The following is a 13,408-nucleotide window of genomic DNA, read 5'->3' as shown; positions in this document are numbered from 1 at the left end:
CGAAAGTGAACGTGGGGGCATCGTGGCGGCCGGCCCCACGGCATCATCACCGCGTCCCTTGAACGACAGGACCGAGAGGAGGGGGCATGGAGCACACGCCGCGTGGCGGCTCACATGTGAGCCAGTGGTTCGGGCGATTTCAGCGATCCCTGGAGCTTTCCCTGCCGGAGAGCCTGGCCTCGGAAGAGGATCAGGGTTCCTTACGGGACATGAGGGTCGACCGGAGAGAGAAGGGGATCTGGGTAACTGTCGCCTTCTCCATGGCGAGCCGCCCCGGGGTGGTCTTTGAGCGGAACCAGAACGTGGTGCCCGATCTGAGCGCGGACTGGGACCCGGAATTCGCTGCCATGCTGTTCCGTACTCACCTCATCGAGTGGTACCACACGGAGGCCAAAAGGCGGCCGCCCGCTGCTGACGGCGTCGTCCGGGACTGACCCGGTGGCCGCGCGGTGCGAGCGGCCGGCCCGGCTCACGCCGTCACGGGCGACACACGCGACAGCCGATGCGGCAGCTTGCCGTACCACACACACGCCACCACGAACCCGAAGGCGAGGCACAGCACGCCCCCCATCGCGTCCAGCCAGAAGTGGTTGGCGGTGGAGACGATGACCAGGAGGGTCGTGGCGGGGTAGAGGAGGCCGAGGGCGCGGCACCACAGGGGCCTGGCCAGCAGGGCGATGGTGATGCCGCACCACAGGGACCAGCCGATGTGCATGGACGGCATCGCGGCGTACTGGTTGGACATCGAGGCGAGGTTGCCGGACGCCAGGGAGCCCCAGGTTCCGTGGTTGACGAGGGTGTCGATGAAGCCGCCGTCCGGCATCAGCCTCGGTGGCGCCAACGGGTAGAAGTAGTAGCCGATCAGGGCGATGCCGGTGGTGGCGAAGAGTGCCAGCCGGGCGGCGGCGTAGCGGCCGGGGTGCCAGCGGTAGAGCCAGACCAGCACCCCGATCGTCACGATGAAGTGCAGCGTCGCGTAGTAGTAGTTCATCGTGACGATCAGCCATGTCACGGAGTTCACGGCGTGGTTGACGGTGTGCTCGACGGCGATGCCGAGGGAGTGCTCCGCCTGCCAGATCCAGTCGGCGTTCCTCAGGGCCTTGGCCTTCTGTTCGGGCACCGCGTTGCGGATCAGCGAGTAGGTCCAGTAACTGACCGCGATCAGCAGGATCTCGAACCGGAGCCGGGGGGTGCGAGGAGCACGCAGACGGGCCATCCGCCTCTCGGCCACGGGGTGGTCCGCGCGTTCCCCCTTGGGTGGCGGGGTGGTCGGCAGGCCGTCCAGCGTCCTCGTATTCGCTTCACCCATAGGCAGACAGTCTGCCAGAAAGGGGCGTACCGGCGATCATCCTTCGGTCGGGTATTCGAAGCCGCATATCGGTCTCAAGAGGGACGCGCGACCCCCGTAATTCTGGGGGAAGCAGCCCTCAGGCAGCCCTCAGGGAGTCCGCAGCGGATTCGGGAGCCGGGCCGGTTTCGGGGCCGAGGCGGTCGAACCGCGTACCACCAGCTCGGGGTGGAAGACGAACTCGCTGTGCGGGGCCGGGGTGCCGCCGATCTCCTCCAGCAGGGCGCGCACCGCCGCCTGCCCCATGGCCGTGACGGGTTGCCGGATGGTGGTCAGCGGCGGATCGGTGAAGGCGATGAGCGGGGAGTCGTCGAAGCCGACCACGGAGATGTCGCGCGGGACGTCGAGCCCGCGCTGCCGGGCCGCCCGGATCGCGCCGAGCGCCATCATGTCGCTGGCGCAGACGAGGGCCGTGGCGCCCCGCTCGATCAGCGCGCCCGCCGCGGCCTGGCCGCCCTCCAGGGTGTAGAGGGAGTGCTGGATGAACGGCTCCGTCTCGGCCGGGCCGGTCTGCAGCCGCTCCTGCATGGCGCGTACGAAGCCCTCGATCTTGCGCTGCACGGGCACGAACCGCTTGGGACCGAGCGCCAGCCCGATCCGCCGGTGGCCGAGCGCGCTGAGGTGGGTGACGGCCAGATCCACCGCGGCCCGGTCGTCGGGGGAGACGAAGGGCGCCTGCACCTTGTCGGAGAAGCCGTTGATGAGGACGAACGGCACGCCCTGGCCGCGCAGCTGCTCGTAGCGCTGCATATCGGCGGAGGTGTCGGCGTGCAGCCCGGAGACGAAGATGATGCCGGCCACCCCGCGGTCGACCAGCATCTCGGTCAGCTCGTCCTCGGTGGAGCCCCCCGGCGTCTGGGTCGCGAGGACCGGGGTATAGCCCTGGCGGGTCAGCGCCTGTCCGATGACCTGCGCAAACGCCGGGAAGATCGGGTTCTCCAGCTCCGGTGTGATCAGCCCGACCAGCCCCGCGCTGCGCTGCCGCAGCCGCACCGGGCGCTCGTAACCCAGCACGTCGAGGGCGGCGAGCACGGACTGGCGGGTGGTGGCGGAGACACCGGGTTTCCCGTTGAGAACCCGGCTGACGGTGGCCTCGCTGACACCCGCCTGTGCTGCGATATCGGAGAGCCGGGCGGTCATGGGTGGGACTGTACCGGTCTGCTGTCAGATTGCCCACCAGGTGCAGCTGTCCCCGGGGAGGCGGGCGGCGGCGCCGTCGACGGTCACCGGGGCGCTGGAGAGCAGCGGTGTTCCGGGGGTGGGGAGTTCGATGTCGTGCCCCAGGGTGTTGATGGTGCACAGCACGCCGGGGCGGGTGAAGGCGAGCACCCCGTCGGGGGCGGGCGCCCAGCTCATCGCCCCGTCGCCCAGTCCCGGCAGCCGGCGCCGCAGATCGAGGGCGGTGCGGTAGAGCTCCAGGGTGGAGGCGGGGTCGCCGGTCTGGGCCGCGACGGTGAGGCCGGCCCAGTCGGCGGGCTGCGGCAGCCAGCTGCCGCCGGGCCCGAAGCCGTACGGCGGCGCCTCGCCGGACCAGGGCAGCGGCACCCGGCAGCCGTCGCGGAAGCCGTCCTGGCCGCTGGTGGAGGCGACACCGTCCGGGGCGGACTCGGTGTCGGTGCCGGGTCCTGCCGCGCCGGTCGCCCGGCCGCCGCGGAAGAACGCCGGGTCCTGGCGGACCTCGTCGGGCAGGTCGGTGACCTCGGGCAGGCCCAGCTCCTCGCCCTGGTAGAGGTAGGCGGAGCCGGGCAGGGCCAGCATCAGGAGGGTGGCGGCGCGGGCGCGGGCGAGGCTGCCGCCGAGGCGGGTGGTGTGGCGTACGACGTCGTGGTTGGACAGTACCCAGGTGGTGGGGGCGCCGACGGAGGCGGTGGCGGCGAGGGAGGCGTCGATCACCGCGCGGAGGGCGTCCGCCTGCCAAGCAGCGTTCAGGAACTGGAAGTTGAAGGCCTGGTGGAGCTCGTCGGGGCGTACGTACAGGGCGAGGCGTTCCGGGGTGGGGGCCCAGGCCTCGGCGACGCCGATGACCTGCCTGCCGCGGGCGTCGCCGTAGCCGTCCAGCAGCCGGCGCCAGGCGCGGTGGATGGCGTGCACGCCGTCCTGGTCGAAGAACGGCAGGACCTGGCTGCCGATGAGCTGGGCCTGGGCGCCGTGGCCGATGTCCGGCAGGCCGGGGGCCTTGATCATGCCGTGTGCGACATCGACCCGGAAGCCGTCCACCCCGAGGTCGAGCCAGAAGCGCATGATGGCCTCGAATTCGGCGTGCACCTCCGGGTTCTCCCAGTTCAGGTCGGGCTGCTCGGGGGCGAAGAGGTGCAGGTACCAGTCCCCCCGGTCGGTGCGGGTCCACGCCGGGCCGCCGAAGACCGACTCCCAGTCGTTGGGCGGGAGTTCGCCGCCCTCGCCCCGGCCGGGGCGGAAGAGGTAGCGCTGCCGGGCGAGCTCCGGGTCCGTGAACCACGGGTGCCGGTCGGAGGTGTGGTTGGGGACGATGTCGACGATCACCCGGAGGCCCAGGTCATGGGCGTCACGCAGGAGTTCGCCGGCGTCCTGGAGGGTGCCGAACAGCGGGTCGACGGTGCGGTAGTCGGCGACGTCGTAGCCGCCGTCGGCCTGGGGCGAGGCGTAGAAGGGGGTGAGCCAGACGGCGTCCACCCCCAGGTCCTTGAGGTACGGCAGCCGCTCGCGGATTCCGCGCAGATCGCCGATGCCGTCGCCGTCGCTGTCGGCGAAGGAGCGGACGTAGACCTGGTAGATGACGGCGTCGCGCCACCATCCGGGACCTCGGCCCGGTCCGGGGGCCTGGGGGGCGGGGCTGGGGGAAGTGAGCTCCTGGGTCATCTGCCGTCCCTGTCGAGGTCAAGAGGCGTCGGTGCCTTCACCGGATAAACGCTCGGCGGGGCGCGGGGTGACGGTGCCGGGAGTGCCCCGAGGGTCCCGTTCCAGCCATCTCGTTGCAGTTCGTTCCCGCAGTCTTGCAGAAAATTGCCGCAAGGTCTTTCGGTTTGTTTTCCGCGCTGTTACGTTCCTGACCGCCATCTGAGGCATTTCCCTAAGGAGTTCACATGCGGCGTGGCATACGGGGCGCAACCGCCACCGCGCTGGTAGCGGGCCTGGCGCTGGCGGCAACGGCGTGCGGCGGAGGTGACGGCGGCAGCGGCGGCAGCAGCGGGGGTGAACTGTCCGGAACCGTTACCTTCTGGGACACCTCCAACGACGCCGAGAAGGCGACGTACCGCAAGCTTGCCGAAGGTTTCCAGAAGGAGCACCCGAAGGTCCACGTCACGTATGTGAACGTGCCGTTCGGCGACGCCAACGCCAAGTTCAAGAACGCGGCCGGCGGCAACTCCGGCGCCCCCGACGTGATGCGCACCGAGGTCGCCTGGGTCGCCGACTTCGCGGGCCTCGGCTACCTCGCGCCCCTCGACGGCACCCCCGCCCTCGACAAGACCGACGACTACCTCCCGCAGGCCGTCGGCTCCACCAAGTTCAAGGGCAAGACCTACGCCGCACCCCAGGTCATCGACACCCTGGGCCTCTTCTACAACAAGAAGCTCCTCAAGGACGCCGGCGTCGAGGTGCCCAAGACCTTCGCCGAACTGGCCACCGCCGCCAAGAAGATCAAGGCGAAGACCGGCGCCACCGCCCTCTACCTGCGCGGCGACGACCCCTACTGGTTCCTGCCCTACCTCTACGGCGAGGGCGGCGACATGGTGAACGCCCGCGACAAGGTCGTGGAGATCGACGACGGTGCCGGCGTCAAGGCGTTCAAGACGATCAAGGCTCTGGTCGACTCCAAGGCCGCCGTCACCGACGCCACCGACGGCCAGGAGAACCAGCTCAAGGCCCTCAAGGACGGCACCGTCGCGATGGCCGTCGACGGCCCCTGGGACATCGAGGGCGCCCGCGCCGGCAAGGCCTTCACGGGCCCGGCGAACAAGGACAACCTCGGCGTCGCCCCCGTGCCCGCCGGCAGCACCGCCCAGGGCTCCCCGCAGGGCGGCTGGAACCTCTCCGTCTACGCCGGCAGCAAGAACCTCCAGGCCTCCTACGCCTTCGTCAAGTACATGAGCTCGGCCAAGGTCCAGCAGCAGACCAACGAGAAGCTGAGCCTGCTGCCCACCCGCAAGTCCGTGTACGAGGTGCCGGCCGTCAAGAACAACGAGATGGTCCAGTTCTTCAAGCCCGCCGTCGACGGAGCCGTCCAGCGCCCCTGGATCGCCGAGGGCAACTCGCTCTTCGAGCCCATCAAGGTGCAGATGAACAAGGTGCTCACCGGCGCCTCCTCGCCCGAGCAGGCCGCCAAGGCGGCCGGCGACGCCTACCGGAAGCTGCTCAAGGACTACAAGTGACCTTCGCCGTACGGGTGCGCCGGGCGCTGGGCACCCACTGGTACGCATGGACGATGGTCGCCCCGGTGGTGCTCGTCATCGGGGTGATCATCGGCTATCCGCTGGTGCGCGGCGTCTTCCTCTCGCTCACCGACGCCAACGAGGCCAACGTCGAACGGAACATCGGCGTCAACCACCTCCCCGCCACCTACAAGTTCACCGGTCTGGACAACTACAAGGCCGTGCTGAGTGACGGCGTCTTCTGGGACCGCCTCGGCTGGACCGTCCTGTGGACCGTCGGCTGCGTCTCGCTGACCTTCCTGACCGGTCTCGCCCTGGCGAACATGCTCAACCGCACGCTGCGCGGCCGCACCTTCTACCGGCTCGCGCTGATCCTGCCGTGGGCCATCCCCGCCTTCATCTCGGTCTTCACCTGGCGGATGCTCTACAACGAGAAGAACGGCATCCTCAACAAGCTGCTGGCCGGCGGCGGTATCGACGCGGTCCCGTGGCTCAACGACCCGACCTGGGCCAAGCTCTCGGTCATCGCCGTCAACGTCTGGCTGGGCGTGCCCTTCATGCTCGTCGCGCTGCTCGGCGGACTGCAGTCCATACCCGGCGAGCTCTACGAGGCCGCCGAGATGGACGGCGCGGGCGCCTGGCAGCGGTTTTGCCACATCACCGTCCCCGGCCTGCGCGCCGTCAGCAGCACGGTGATCCTGCTCTCCACCATCTGGACCTTCAACATGTTCCCGGTGATCTTCCTGCTGACCCGGGGCGGCCCCGGCGACGCCACCGAGATCCTGGTGACCTACGCCTACCGGCTCTCCTTCCTCGACAGCCCCCGCAACTTCTCCGAGTCCGCGGCCTGGGGCGTCCTGATCCTGGTCCTGCTCTCGGTCGTCGCGGTGGTCTACCGCCGGGCGCTGCGCAAGCAGGGAGAGGTGTGGTGACTATGACCCTGACCCGTACACGGAGCAACCGTGCCTCCGCGACCCGGACGCGCGCCCCGCACCGGCCCGCGCCCCGGGGGCGCCACCAGCGGTCCCGTCGGGCCTCGATCGCCCTGCACACGACGCTGATCATCGCCGCGATCGTGGCCGTCTTCCCGCCGCTCTGGCTGCTGGTGACGTCCTTCAAACCCACCAACGACGCCTTCTCCACCAGCATCGTCACCCACTTCACCCTCGCCAACTACACCCACGTCCTGGCCGGTACCGAGTTCCTGACCTGGTTCAAGAACTCCGTGATCATCGTCGGGCTGACCACCGTCCTGGGCGTCTTCATCGCCGCCACCACCGGCTACGCCGTCAGCCGCTTCCGCTTCCCCGGGATGCGCCCGCTGATGTGGCTGCTGCTGATCACCCAGATGTTCCCGGTCGCGGTGCTGATCGTGCCGCTGTACAACCTGCTGGCGAGCCTGGGCCTGCTCAACCAGCCGGCCGGCCTGGTCATCACCTACCTGACCATCGCCGTCCCCTTCTGCGCCTGGATGATGAAGGGCTTCTTCGACACCATCCCGGTGGAGATCGACGAGTCCGGACGGGTCGACGGCCTCAACCCCTTCGGCACCTTCTGGCGTCTGGTCCTGCCGCTCGCCAGACCGGGCCTGGCCGTCACCGGCTTCTACACCTTCGTCACCGCCTGGGCCGAGGTCGCCTACGCCTCCGCCTTCATGACCGGCGAGGAGAACCTGACGCTCGCCGGCGGCCTGCAGACCTTCGTCAACCAGTACACCAACGACTGGGGTTCGATGACCGCCGCCGCCGTGATCATCGCCGTGCCGGCCGCCCTCGTCTTCGCCTTCGCCCAGCGCCACCTCGTCGCCGGACTGACCGCCGGCACCACCAAGGGTTGACATGACTTCACAGCACACCACCACTCCCGCCACCGACTGGTGGCGCCACGCGGTGATCTACCAGGTCTATCCGCGCAGCTTCGCCGACGGCAACGGCGACGGCATGGGGGACCTGCCGGGCATCCGCAGCCGGCTGCCGTACCTGCGCGACCTGGGCGTGGACGCCGTCTGGCTCAGCCCCTTCTACGCCTCCCCGCAGGCCGACGCCGGTTACGACGTCGCCGACTACCGCACCATCGACCCGATGTTCGGCACCCTGGCCGACGCCGAGGCCGTCATCGCCGACGCCCACGCCCTGGGCCTGCGCATCATCGTCGACCTCGTCCCCAACCACTGCTCCGACCAGCACGAATGGTTCCGCCGCGGACTGGCGGAGGGCCCCGGCTCGGTACTGCGCGAGCGCTTCCACTTCCGCAAGGGGCGCGGCGAGAACGGCGAGGAGCCGCCCAACGACTGGGAGTCCCTGTTCGGCGGCCCGGCCTGGACCCGGGTCCCCGACGGCGAGTGGTACCTCCACCTCTTCGCCCCCGAACAGCCCGACTTCAACTGGGACCACCCCGCAGTCCAGGACGAGTTCCGCTCCATCCTCCGCTTCTGGCTCGACCTGGGCGTGGACGGCTTCCGGGTCGACGTGGCCCACGGTCTGGTCAAGGCCCCCGGCCTGCCCGACATGGGCCACGGCGAACAGCTGAAACTGCTGGGCAACCAGGTCCTGCCGTTCTTCGACCAGGACGGCGTCCACGACATCTACCGCTCCTGGCGCACCGTCCTCGACGAGTACTCCGGCGAACGGATCGCGGTCGCCGAGGCCTGGACCCCCACCGCCGACCGCACCGCCCTCTACCTTCGCCCCGACGAGCTCCACCAGGCCTTCAACTTCCATTACCTGAACGCGGAATGGGACGCGGCCGCCCTCCGCGAGGCGATCGACTCCTCCCTCGACGCCATGCGCCCGGTGGCGGCCCCCACCACCTGGGTGCTGTCCAACCATGACGTCGTACGCCACACCACCCGCCTCGGCGGCAGCCTCGCCCGCGCCCGCGCCGCCACCCTCCTGATGCTGGCCCTGCCCGGCTCCGCCTACCTCTACCAGGGCGAGGAGCTGGGCCTGCCCGAGGTCACCGACCTGCCCGACGAGGTCCGCCAGGACCCCTCCTTCTTCCGGGACACCGGACAGGACGGCCTGCGCGACGGCTGCCGGGTCCCGCTCCCGTGGAGCGGCGACGCGGCCCCTTACGGCTTCGGCGACGGCGGCAGCTGGCTGCCGCAGCCCGCCGACTGGGGCGGCCTCACCGTCGCGGCCCAGACCGGTGACCCCGTCTCCACCCTGGAGCTCTACCGCACCGCCCTGACCCTGCGCCGCGCCCACCCCGGCCTCGGCGCGGGCGACGCGGTCGAGTGGCTGGACGCCCCCGACGGCGTCCTGGCGTTCCGCCGCCCCGGCGGCCTGGTCTGCACGGTCAACACGACGGAGGCTCCGGTCCGCCTGGCCGTCCCGGGCCGCGTGCTGCTCTCCTCCCGCCCACTGGACGTGCCTGAGGGCGACTTCATCCTGTCCGCCGATACCACCATCTGGTGGGAGGAATGACCCTGTCCGATCCCACCGGCGCCCCGGCCACCCCCCGGCTGTCCGATATCGCCGCCCAGGCGCAGGTCAGCGAGGCGACCGTCAGCCGGGTCATGAACGGCAAGGCGGGCGTCGCGGCGGGCACCCGACGGCGGGTGCTCGCCGCGCTCGACGTCCTCGGCTACGAGCGCCCGGTCCGGCTGCGGCGACGCAGCGCCGGGCTGGTCGGCCTGGTCATCCCCGAACTGACCAACCCGATCTTCCCGGCCTTCGCCCAGATCATCGAGCAGTCACTGGCGGGCCACGGCTACACCCCGGTCCTCTGCACCCAGATGCCCGGCGGTGCCACCGAGGACGAACTCGTCGAGCAACTGGAGGAGCGCGGCGTCACCGGCATCGTCTTCCTCTCCGGACTGCACGCCGACACCCGCGCCGACCCGTCCCGCTACGCCCGCCTGGCCGCCCGGGGCGTCCCCTACGTCCTCATCAACGGCTACAACGAGCACATCGACGCGCCGTTCGTCTCACCCGACGACGGCGCGGCGGCCCGGATGGCCGTGCGCCACCTGGCCGAGCTGGGACACGAGCGGATCGGGCTGGCCGTCGGCCCGGCCCGCTATGTGCCCTCCCGCCGCAAGGCCGAGGGCTTCGCGGCGGCGCTGTTGGACTCGTTCGGCCTGTCGAGGGGGCAGGCCGAACGGCGCGTCCGGCACACCCTGTTCAGCGTCGAGGGCGGCCACGCGGCCGCCGCCGCACTCCTCGACGACCAGGGCTGCACCGGCATCGTCTGCGGCAGCGACCTGATGGCGCTCGGCGTGGTCCGCGCGGCCCGCCAGCGCGGCCTGGCCGTCCCGGCGGACCTCTCGGTCGTCGGCTTCGACGACTCCCAGCTCATCGCCTTCACCGACCCGCCCCTGACCACCGTCCGCCAGCCGGTCCAGGCCATGGCGACGGCCGCGGTCGGCGCCCTGATCGAGGAGATCCACGAACGGGCGGCGGGCCGCCGCGAACCGCCCCGCCGCACCGAGTTCGTCTTCCAGCCGGAACTGGTGGTGCGGGGGTCGACGGGGGCGGCGCGGAAGTGAGGTCCGAAGCTTCCGTCAGTGTCGGCCGATCTGCTGATCGACCTGGTAGATGGTCTCCCACGGCACCTGCTGCCAGGGGCTTTCACCGTTCGCGGGATCCAGCAGGCTTCGCACCGCGCTGACGGTGTCCTCCTGCGTTCCGGACCATTCGCTGCCCGCCGAGCGCATCCACAGCTCCCGCCCGGCCACGAAGTCGTCGGCGAACTGCTGCCAGGACCGGTAGGTCTGGGCCACGGGCGCCACGGCATTGCCCAGCAACTGCCAGGCACCCGGTTCGTCGACGTACCCGGCGGCGAACCCCGCGCGGACGATCCAGACGTAACGGCCGAAGTCCCACGCCACCGGCGGGCGCCCGAGCGCCGGAGCCATCTGCATCCGGTGGCCCTCGGTGGCCAGCCACTGCAGGGTCGAGTGGAAACTCTCGGGCGAGGTGACACCCCAGCTGGTCTTCAGACTCACACGGGATTGCAGGGGGTTGATCCGCTTCAACGGATAGAGCGCAAGATGGCGATGGCCCCAACTGCGCTCCGCGAGTATCGCATCGAGCGAGACGATCCACTTTTGATGGCCGGTCAGGACGCCGGGATAGCGCTTGTGAGCCGGCCGTCCGATGGCCATCTTCACCAGCGTGACCGCAAGAATCCACATGTTCATGACGCCTATCCTCACAGGCACCGAACCGTCGGGACCATGACGGGCCGACGGCCGTCCAGGGAGAGGGCGACCGCCACACCGCTGTCGCCCGAGTCCGCGTTGTAGCTGCTCTTGAAGCGCCAATAACCCGTGAACAGCGGTCAATAGGTGAAAAATAACGCCGGTGCGTAGCGTCCCTTCCCGGACGAGTTGTCATTCCGGAAGGAAGAGAACGACGTGAAGATGCGCAGGAACGCGGGACGCACTCTGGCCATGGGTGCCATGGCCGCTTCCCTACTGATACTGGGAACGGGTGCCGCAAACGCCGCGACCGGCACGCTCGAATTCTCCGGGAACGGTGAGCGGACGCTGACCAACCCCAAGAACGGGAACTGCTACAAGCTCGCCAAGAGCTCGCCGGCGGGCTCGCGGGGCTACAAGACGATCACCAATCACACCGACAAGAAGGTGACCTGGTACACCACGGACAACTGCCAGGGAGACGGCTCGGCCGTCGCCCCCGGGGAGACCTCGGAGGCCAGCGGCACCTGGTGGCCATTGGTCTCCATCAGGTACGTCAAGATCGGCTGACCACCCGGGGCCGGCCGCCGCCCGCAGCACTGCGTATGCGGGTCCCCCGTTTGTCGCCTGCTTGTTGGCGTGGTCGGGGATCAGCCTAGTGCGGCCCGGAGCGGTGCGGCCGAGGGGCGTGAAGCGCCGGGGGACACCGACCTGGCGAGGCGTCAGGCAGAAGTCGTCACGGCGTACGACACGAACTCCGCCCAGGCACCGCTCGGCACGGCGAGCTGCGGGCCGGCCTTGTCCTTGGAGTCGCGGATGTGGACGGTGGCGGGGCAGGCGGCGATCTCGACGCAGTCGTCGCCAGAGTCGCCGCTGTAGCTGGACTTGTACCAGGAGAGGGCGACCTCCACGCAGCTGTCGCCGTCGCTGCCGCTGTAGCTGCTCTTGAACCAGGCCAGTTCGGTGCTGCTCATAGCGCTCCTCGCATCTGCGTCAGCAGGCTCCGGGAGTCCTCCGGCGTGAGGGCCTGCGAACGCAGTTTCGCATAGCGCATGTGCAGTGTGCTGATGCTCTTTGAGTCAGGGATGAGTTGGCCGCTTCGTTGTCCCTCGCAGTAGGCGTACCACCGGTTGTTCGACGTCTCCAGAAGCTGCAGCGGACCGTCCATCCCGGCATGAACTCCCCTCGCCAACGGCATGACTTGCAGCTCGACATTCCGGAGGCGCTGGACGGTCTCCAGCACATGGTCAAGGAGCTCCCGGGCCACGTCCGGCCCACCGGTCCGCCGCAGAAAGACATGCTCGTCGACGATGAAACTGAACGCGGTGTTCGGCCGGTCCCGCAGCAGCTTCTGCCGGTCCAGCCGGGCGGTCACCTTGGTCTCGGTCTCCTCATCGGTCAGCAGCGGAATGCGGTGCTCGAACAGCTCCCGCGCGTACGCCTCCGTCTGCAACAGTCCCGGCATCAACCGGCATTCGTACGTGTACAGACTGATCGCCTGCTCCTCCAGCCGGGCCCACTGCCGGAACCACGCGGCTAATCCCGGCTGCCGGGCCAACTGCGCCGCCATCGCCCGCAGTACCCCGAACGAGTCCAGCACCCGTTCGGCCCGCTCGATGAACTCCGGTGGCGGGAGCCTGCGCCCCTGCTCGATCGAGGCGATGGTCCCGGCGGAGAATCCCACCCGCCGCGCCAGTCCCTCCTGCGTCAGCTTCGCCCGCTTCCGGAACGCCTTCACCACGGCTCCGAAGGCCCTGAGGCTGTCGGTGGTTTCGGGCTCGCTGGTGCCCGCTTTGCCGGCCATACCGGCCACCTCCCATGCGTCTGTCGTGCCACGCGCACAACTCGTCCATGGGTACGGTCCGTCATCGCCGATGTCTACCCTTTGTACTCGTACGCTGACGCTGCGTACGAGCTCTGTAGGGGCGGAAACCCTGGCCACGGCCGCTGTACGGGCGCCACCGTAGGGCGCATGTCAGTCCAAGCAACCTCCCGGGCTCCCCAAGCCCCCGTCACCGTACGTGTGTTCACGATGCGCTTCAGCGCGACCCGCCTCGGTGCCCGTCTCGCCCGCCGCCTTGCCGTCCACCGGCTCGATCAGTGGGGCTTCCCCTACGGCAGTGAGCTGTCCGACACCGTTGCCGTGATCGTCGCCGAACTCGCCGCGAACGCCGTGACGCACGGCCGGGTCCCCGGACGGGACTTCGAACTGCGCCTCGCAATCCTGTCCTGCGCCCACCCCGGCGCTGCCGCCGCACGCCCCGCCACCCTTCGGGTCGAGGTCGCCGACACCCGCACGGAGAAGCGCCCACCGTCCCCCGACGCGCTCACGCTTCCGCCCCCGGACTGCGAAACGGGGCGCGGTCTCCCGCTGGTGGCCGCGCTCGCCGACCGCTGGGAGATCGTCGAGCGGGTTCCGGTGGGCAAGACGGTCCGCGCCGAACTGGACCTGTAGCGTCTCCGGGCTCTGGATCTGGAAGATGTCGACCGCACCTGGGCCTACTCTGTCCGCAGAGTGACCGGCGCTTGACGGGCCGTCAAACGACTGCTGGGCTGGCTGTTCCAGTC

Annotated in this window: 14 protein-coding genes; 8 read left to right on the top strand and 6 right to left on the bottom strand. The window is 69.7% G+C overall.

All coding sequences use genetic code 11. The annotated features are described in order from the left end of the window. The first annotated feature begins 86 nt into the window (after positions 1-86). Positions 87-434, top strand: coding sequence for a hypothetical protein (locus tag CFW40_RS09460; protein WP_088797368.1), 348 nt, complete (start codon positions 87-89; stop codon positions 432-434). Between the two features lie 35 nt (positions 435-469). On the opposite strand, the gene CFW40_RS09455 is transcribed toward CFW40_RS09460, so the two are convergent. The 3 genes from CFW40_RS09455 to CFW40_RS09445 all read right to left on the bottom strand — a co-directional run bounded on the left by CFW40_RS09455 (position 470) and on the right by CFW40_RS09445 (position 4,186). Continuing rightward, the gene (locus CFW40_RS09455) at positions 470-1,309 is read right to left on the bottom strand and encodes a phosphatase PAP2 family protein (protein ID WP_088797367.1); all 840 of its coding nucleotides are present in this window, start codon (positions 1,307-1,309) and stop codon (positions 470-472) included. Between the two features lie 129 nt (positions 1,310-1,438). Next, a complete protein-coding gene (locus CFW40_RS09450) occupies positions 1,439-2,488 on the bottom strand; it encodes a LacI family DNA-binding transcriptional regulator (protein ID WP_088797366.1) in 1,050 nt (349 codons plus the stop codon). Between the two features lie 24 nt (positions 2,489-2,512). Continuing rightward, positions 2,513-4,186, bottom strand: a complete 1,674-nt coding sequence (locus tag CFW40_RS09445) for an alpha-amylase family glycosyl hydrolase (RefSeq protein ID WP_088797365.1) — start codon at positions 4,184-4,186, stop codon at positions 2,513-2,515. Positions 4,187-4,410: 224 nt separating this feature from the next. Here CFW40_RS09445 and CFW40_RS09440 point away from each other — a divergent pair, with 224 nt between their 5' ends. Genes CFW40_RS09440 through CFW40_RS09420 form a run of 5 tightly spaced genes read left to right on the top strand, consistent with a single transcriptional unit; the run spans position 4,411 to position 10,186 of the window. Further along, positions 4,411-5,697, top strand: coding sequence for an extracellular solute-binding protein (locus CFW40_RS09440; protein ID WP_088797364.1), 1,287 nt, complete (start codon positions 4,411-4,413; stop codon positions 5,695-5,697). 53 nt (positions 5,698-5,750) lie between these two features. Next, on the top strand, positions 5,751-6,629 hold the full coding sequence (locus tag CFW40_RS09435; protein ID WP_371127205.1) for a carbohydrate ABC transporter permease: 879 nt from the start codon (positions 5,751-5,753) through the stop codon (positions 6,627-6,629). 2 nt (positions 6,630-6,631) lie between these two features. After that, entirely contained in the window at positions 6,632-7,534 is a 903-nt protein-coding gene (locus tag CFW40_RS09430; protein WP_176956703.1) for a sugar ABC transporter permease, read from the top strand. A gap of 1 nt (position 7,535) precedes the next feature. Further along, positions 7,536-9,122, top strand: coding sequence for a glycoside hydrolase family 13 protein (locus CFW40_RS09425; protein WP_088797362.1), 1,587 nt, complete (start codon positions 7,536-7,538; stop codon positions 9,120-9,122). Further along, positions 9,119-10,186 (top strand): LacI family DNA-binding transcriptional regulator, encoded by a 1,068-nt coding sequence (locus tag CFW40_RS09420; RefSeq protein WP_088797361.1) that lies wholly within the window; start codon positions 9,119-9,121, stop codon positions 10,184-10,186. The genes CFW40_RS09425 and CFW40_RS09420 overlap by 4 nt, the downstream gene beginning before the upstream one ends. Before the next feature lie 15 nt (positions 10,187-10,201). On the opposite strand, the gene CFW40_RS09415 is transcribed toward CFW40_RS09420, so the two are convergent. After that, a complete protein-coding gene (locus CFW40_RS09415; protein WP_088797360.1) occupies positions 10,202-10,840 on the bottom strand; it encodes a DUF1266 domain-containing protein in 639 nt (212 codons plus the stop codon). Between the two features lie 216 nt (positions 10,841-11,056). Between CFW40_RS09415 and CFW40_RS09410 the strand changes: the two genes are divergently transcribed. Next, the gene (locus CFW40_RS09410; protein WP_088797359.1) at positions 11,057-11,410 is read left to right on the top strand and encodes a hypothetical protein; all 354 of its coding nucleotides are present in this window, start codon (positions 11,057-11,059) and stop codon (positions 11,408-11,410) included. A 152-nt stretch (positions 11,411-11,562) separates the two neighbouring features. Here the strand turns inward: CFW40_RS09410 and CFW40_RS09405 are convergent, their stop codons facing one another. Both CFW40_RS09405 and CFW40_RS09400 read right to left on the bottom strand, forming a co-directional pair. Beyond that, entirely contained in the window at positions 11,563-11,814 is a 252-nt protein-coding gene (locus CFW40_RS09405; protein ID WP_088797358.1) for a DUF397 domain-containing protein, read from the bottom strand. Then, positions 11,811-12,644 carry a helix-turn-helix transcriptional regulator gene (locus CFW40_RS09400; protein ID WP_088797357.1) on the bottom strand — a complete coding sequence of 278 codons (834 nt, stop codon included), beginning with the start codon at positions 12,642-12,644 and terminating at the stop codon, positions 11,811-11,813. Before CFW40_RS09400 ends, CFW40_RS09405 begins: the two co-directional genes overlap by 4 nt. Before the next feature lie 168 nt (positions 12,645-12,812). On the opposite strand from CFW40_RS09400, the gene CFW40_RS09395 reads away from it, so the two are divergent. Continuing rightward, the gene (locus CFW40_RS09395) at positions 12,813-13,295 is read left to right on the top strand and encodes an ATP-binding protein (RefSeq protein WP_088797356.1); all 483 of its coding nucleotides are present in this window, start codon (positions 12,813-12,815) and stop codon (positions 13,293-13,295) included. Positions 13,296-13,408 lie beyond the last annotated feature (113 nt).

The organism is Streptomyces sp. 2114.4 (assembly GCF_900187385.1).
Taxonomy (GTDB): domain Bacteria; phylum Actinomycetota; class Actinomycetes; order Streptomycetales; family Streptomycetaceae; genus Streptomyces; species Streptomyces mooreae.
Note: the sequence above shows the minus strand (reverse complement) of the source record. Positions and strands in the feature narration are given on the sequence as shown.

Bases quoted from the DNA above. Each gene is read 5' to 3' on its own strand.
- CFW40_RS09460 (WP_088797368.1), top strand. From the start codon at position 87: ATGGAGCACACGCCGCGTGGCGGCTCACATGTGAGCCAGTGGTTCGGG.
- CFW40_RS09455 (WP_088797367.1), bottom strand. From the start codon at position 1,309: ATGGGTGAAGCGAATACGAGGACGCTGGACGGCCTGCCGACCACCCCG.
- CFW40_RS09450 (WP_088797366.1), bottom strand. From the start codon at position 2,488: ATGACCGCCCGGCTCTCCGATATCGCAGCACAGGCGGGTGTCAGCGAG.
- CFW40_RS09445 (WP_088797365.1), bottom strand. From the start codon at position 4,186: ATGACCCAGGAGCTCACTTCCCCCAGCCCCGCCCCCCAGGCCCCCGGA.
- CFW40_RS09440 (WP_088797364.1), top strand. From the start codon at position 4,411: ATGCGGCGTGGCATACGGGGCGCAACCGCCACCGCGCTGGTAGCGGGC.
- CFW40_RS09435 (WP_371127205.1), top strand. From the start codon at position 5,751: ATGGTCGCCCCGGTGGTGCTCGTCATCGGGGTGATCATCGGCTATCCG.
- CFW40_RS09430 (WP_176956703.1), top strand. From the start codon at position 6,632: ATGACCCTGACCCGTACACGGAGCAACCGTGCCTCCGCGACCCGGACG.
- CFW40_RS09425 (WP_088797362.1), top strand. From the start codon at position 7,536: ATGACTTCACAGCACACCACCACTCCCGCCACCGACTGGTGGCGCCAC.
- CFW40_RS09420 (WP_088797361.1), top strand. From the start codon at position 9,119: ATGACCCTGTCCGATCCCACCGGCGCCCCGGCCACCCCCCGGCTGTCC.
- CFW40_RS09415 (WP_088797360.1), bottom strand. From the start codon at position 10,840: ATGAACATGTGGATTCTTGCGGTCACGCTGGTGAAGATGGCCATCGGA.
- CFW40_RS09405 (WP_088797358.1), bottom strand. From the start codon at position 11,814: ATGAGCAGCACCGAACTGGCCTGGTTCAAGAGCAGCTACAGCGGCAGC.
- CFW40_RS09400 (WP_088797357.1), bottom strand. From the start codon at position 12,644: ATGGCCGGCAAAGCGGGCACCAGCGAGCCCGAAACCACCGACAGCCTC.
- CFW40_RS09395 (WP_088797356.1), top strand. From the start codon at position 12,813: ATGTCAGTCCAAGCAACCTCCCGGGCTCCCCAAGCCCCCGTCACCGTA.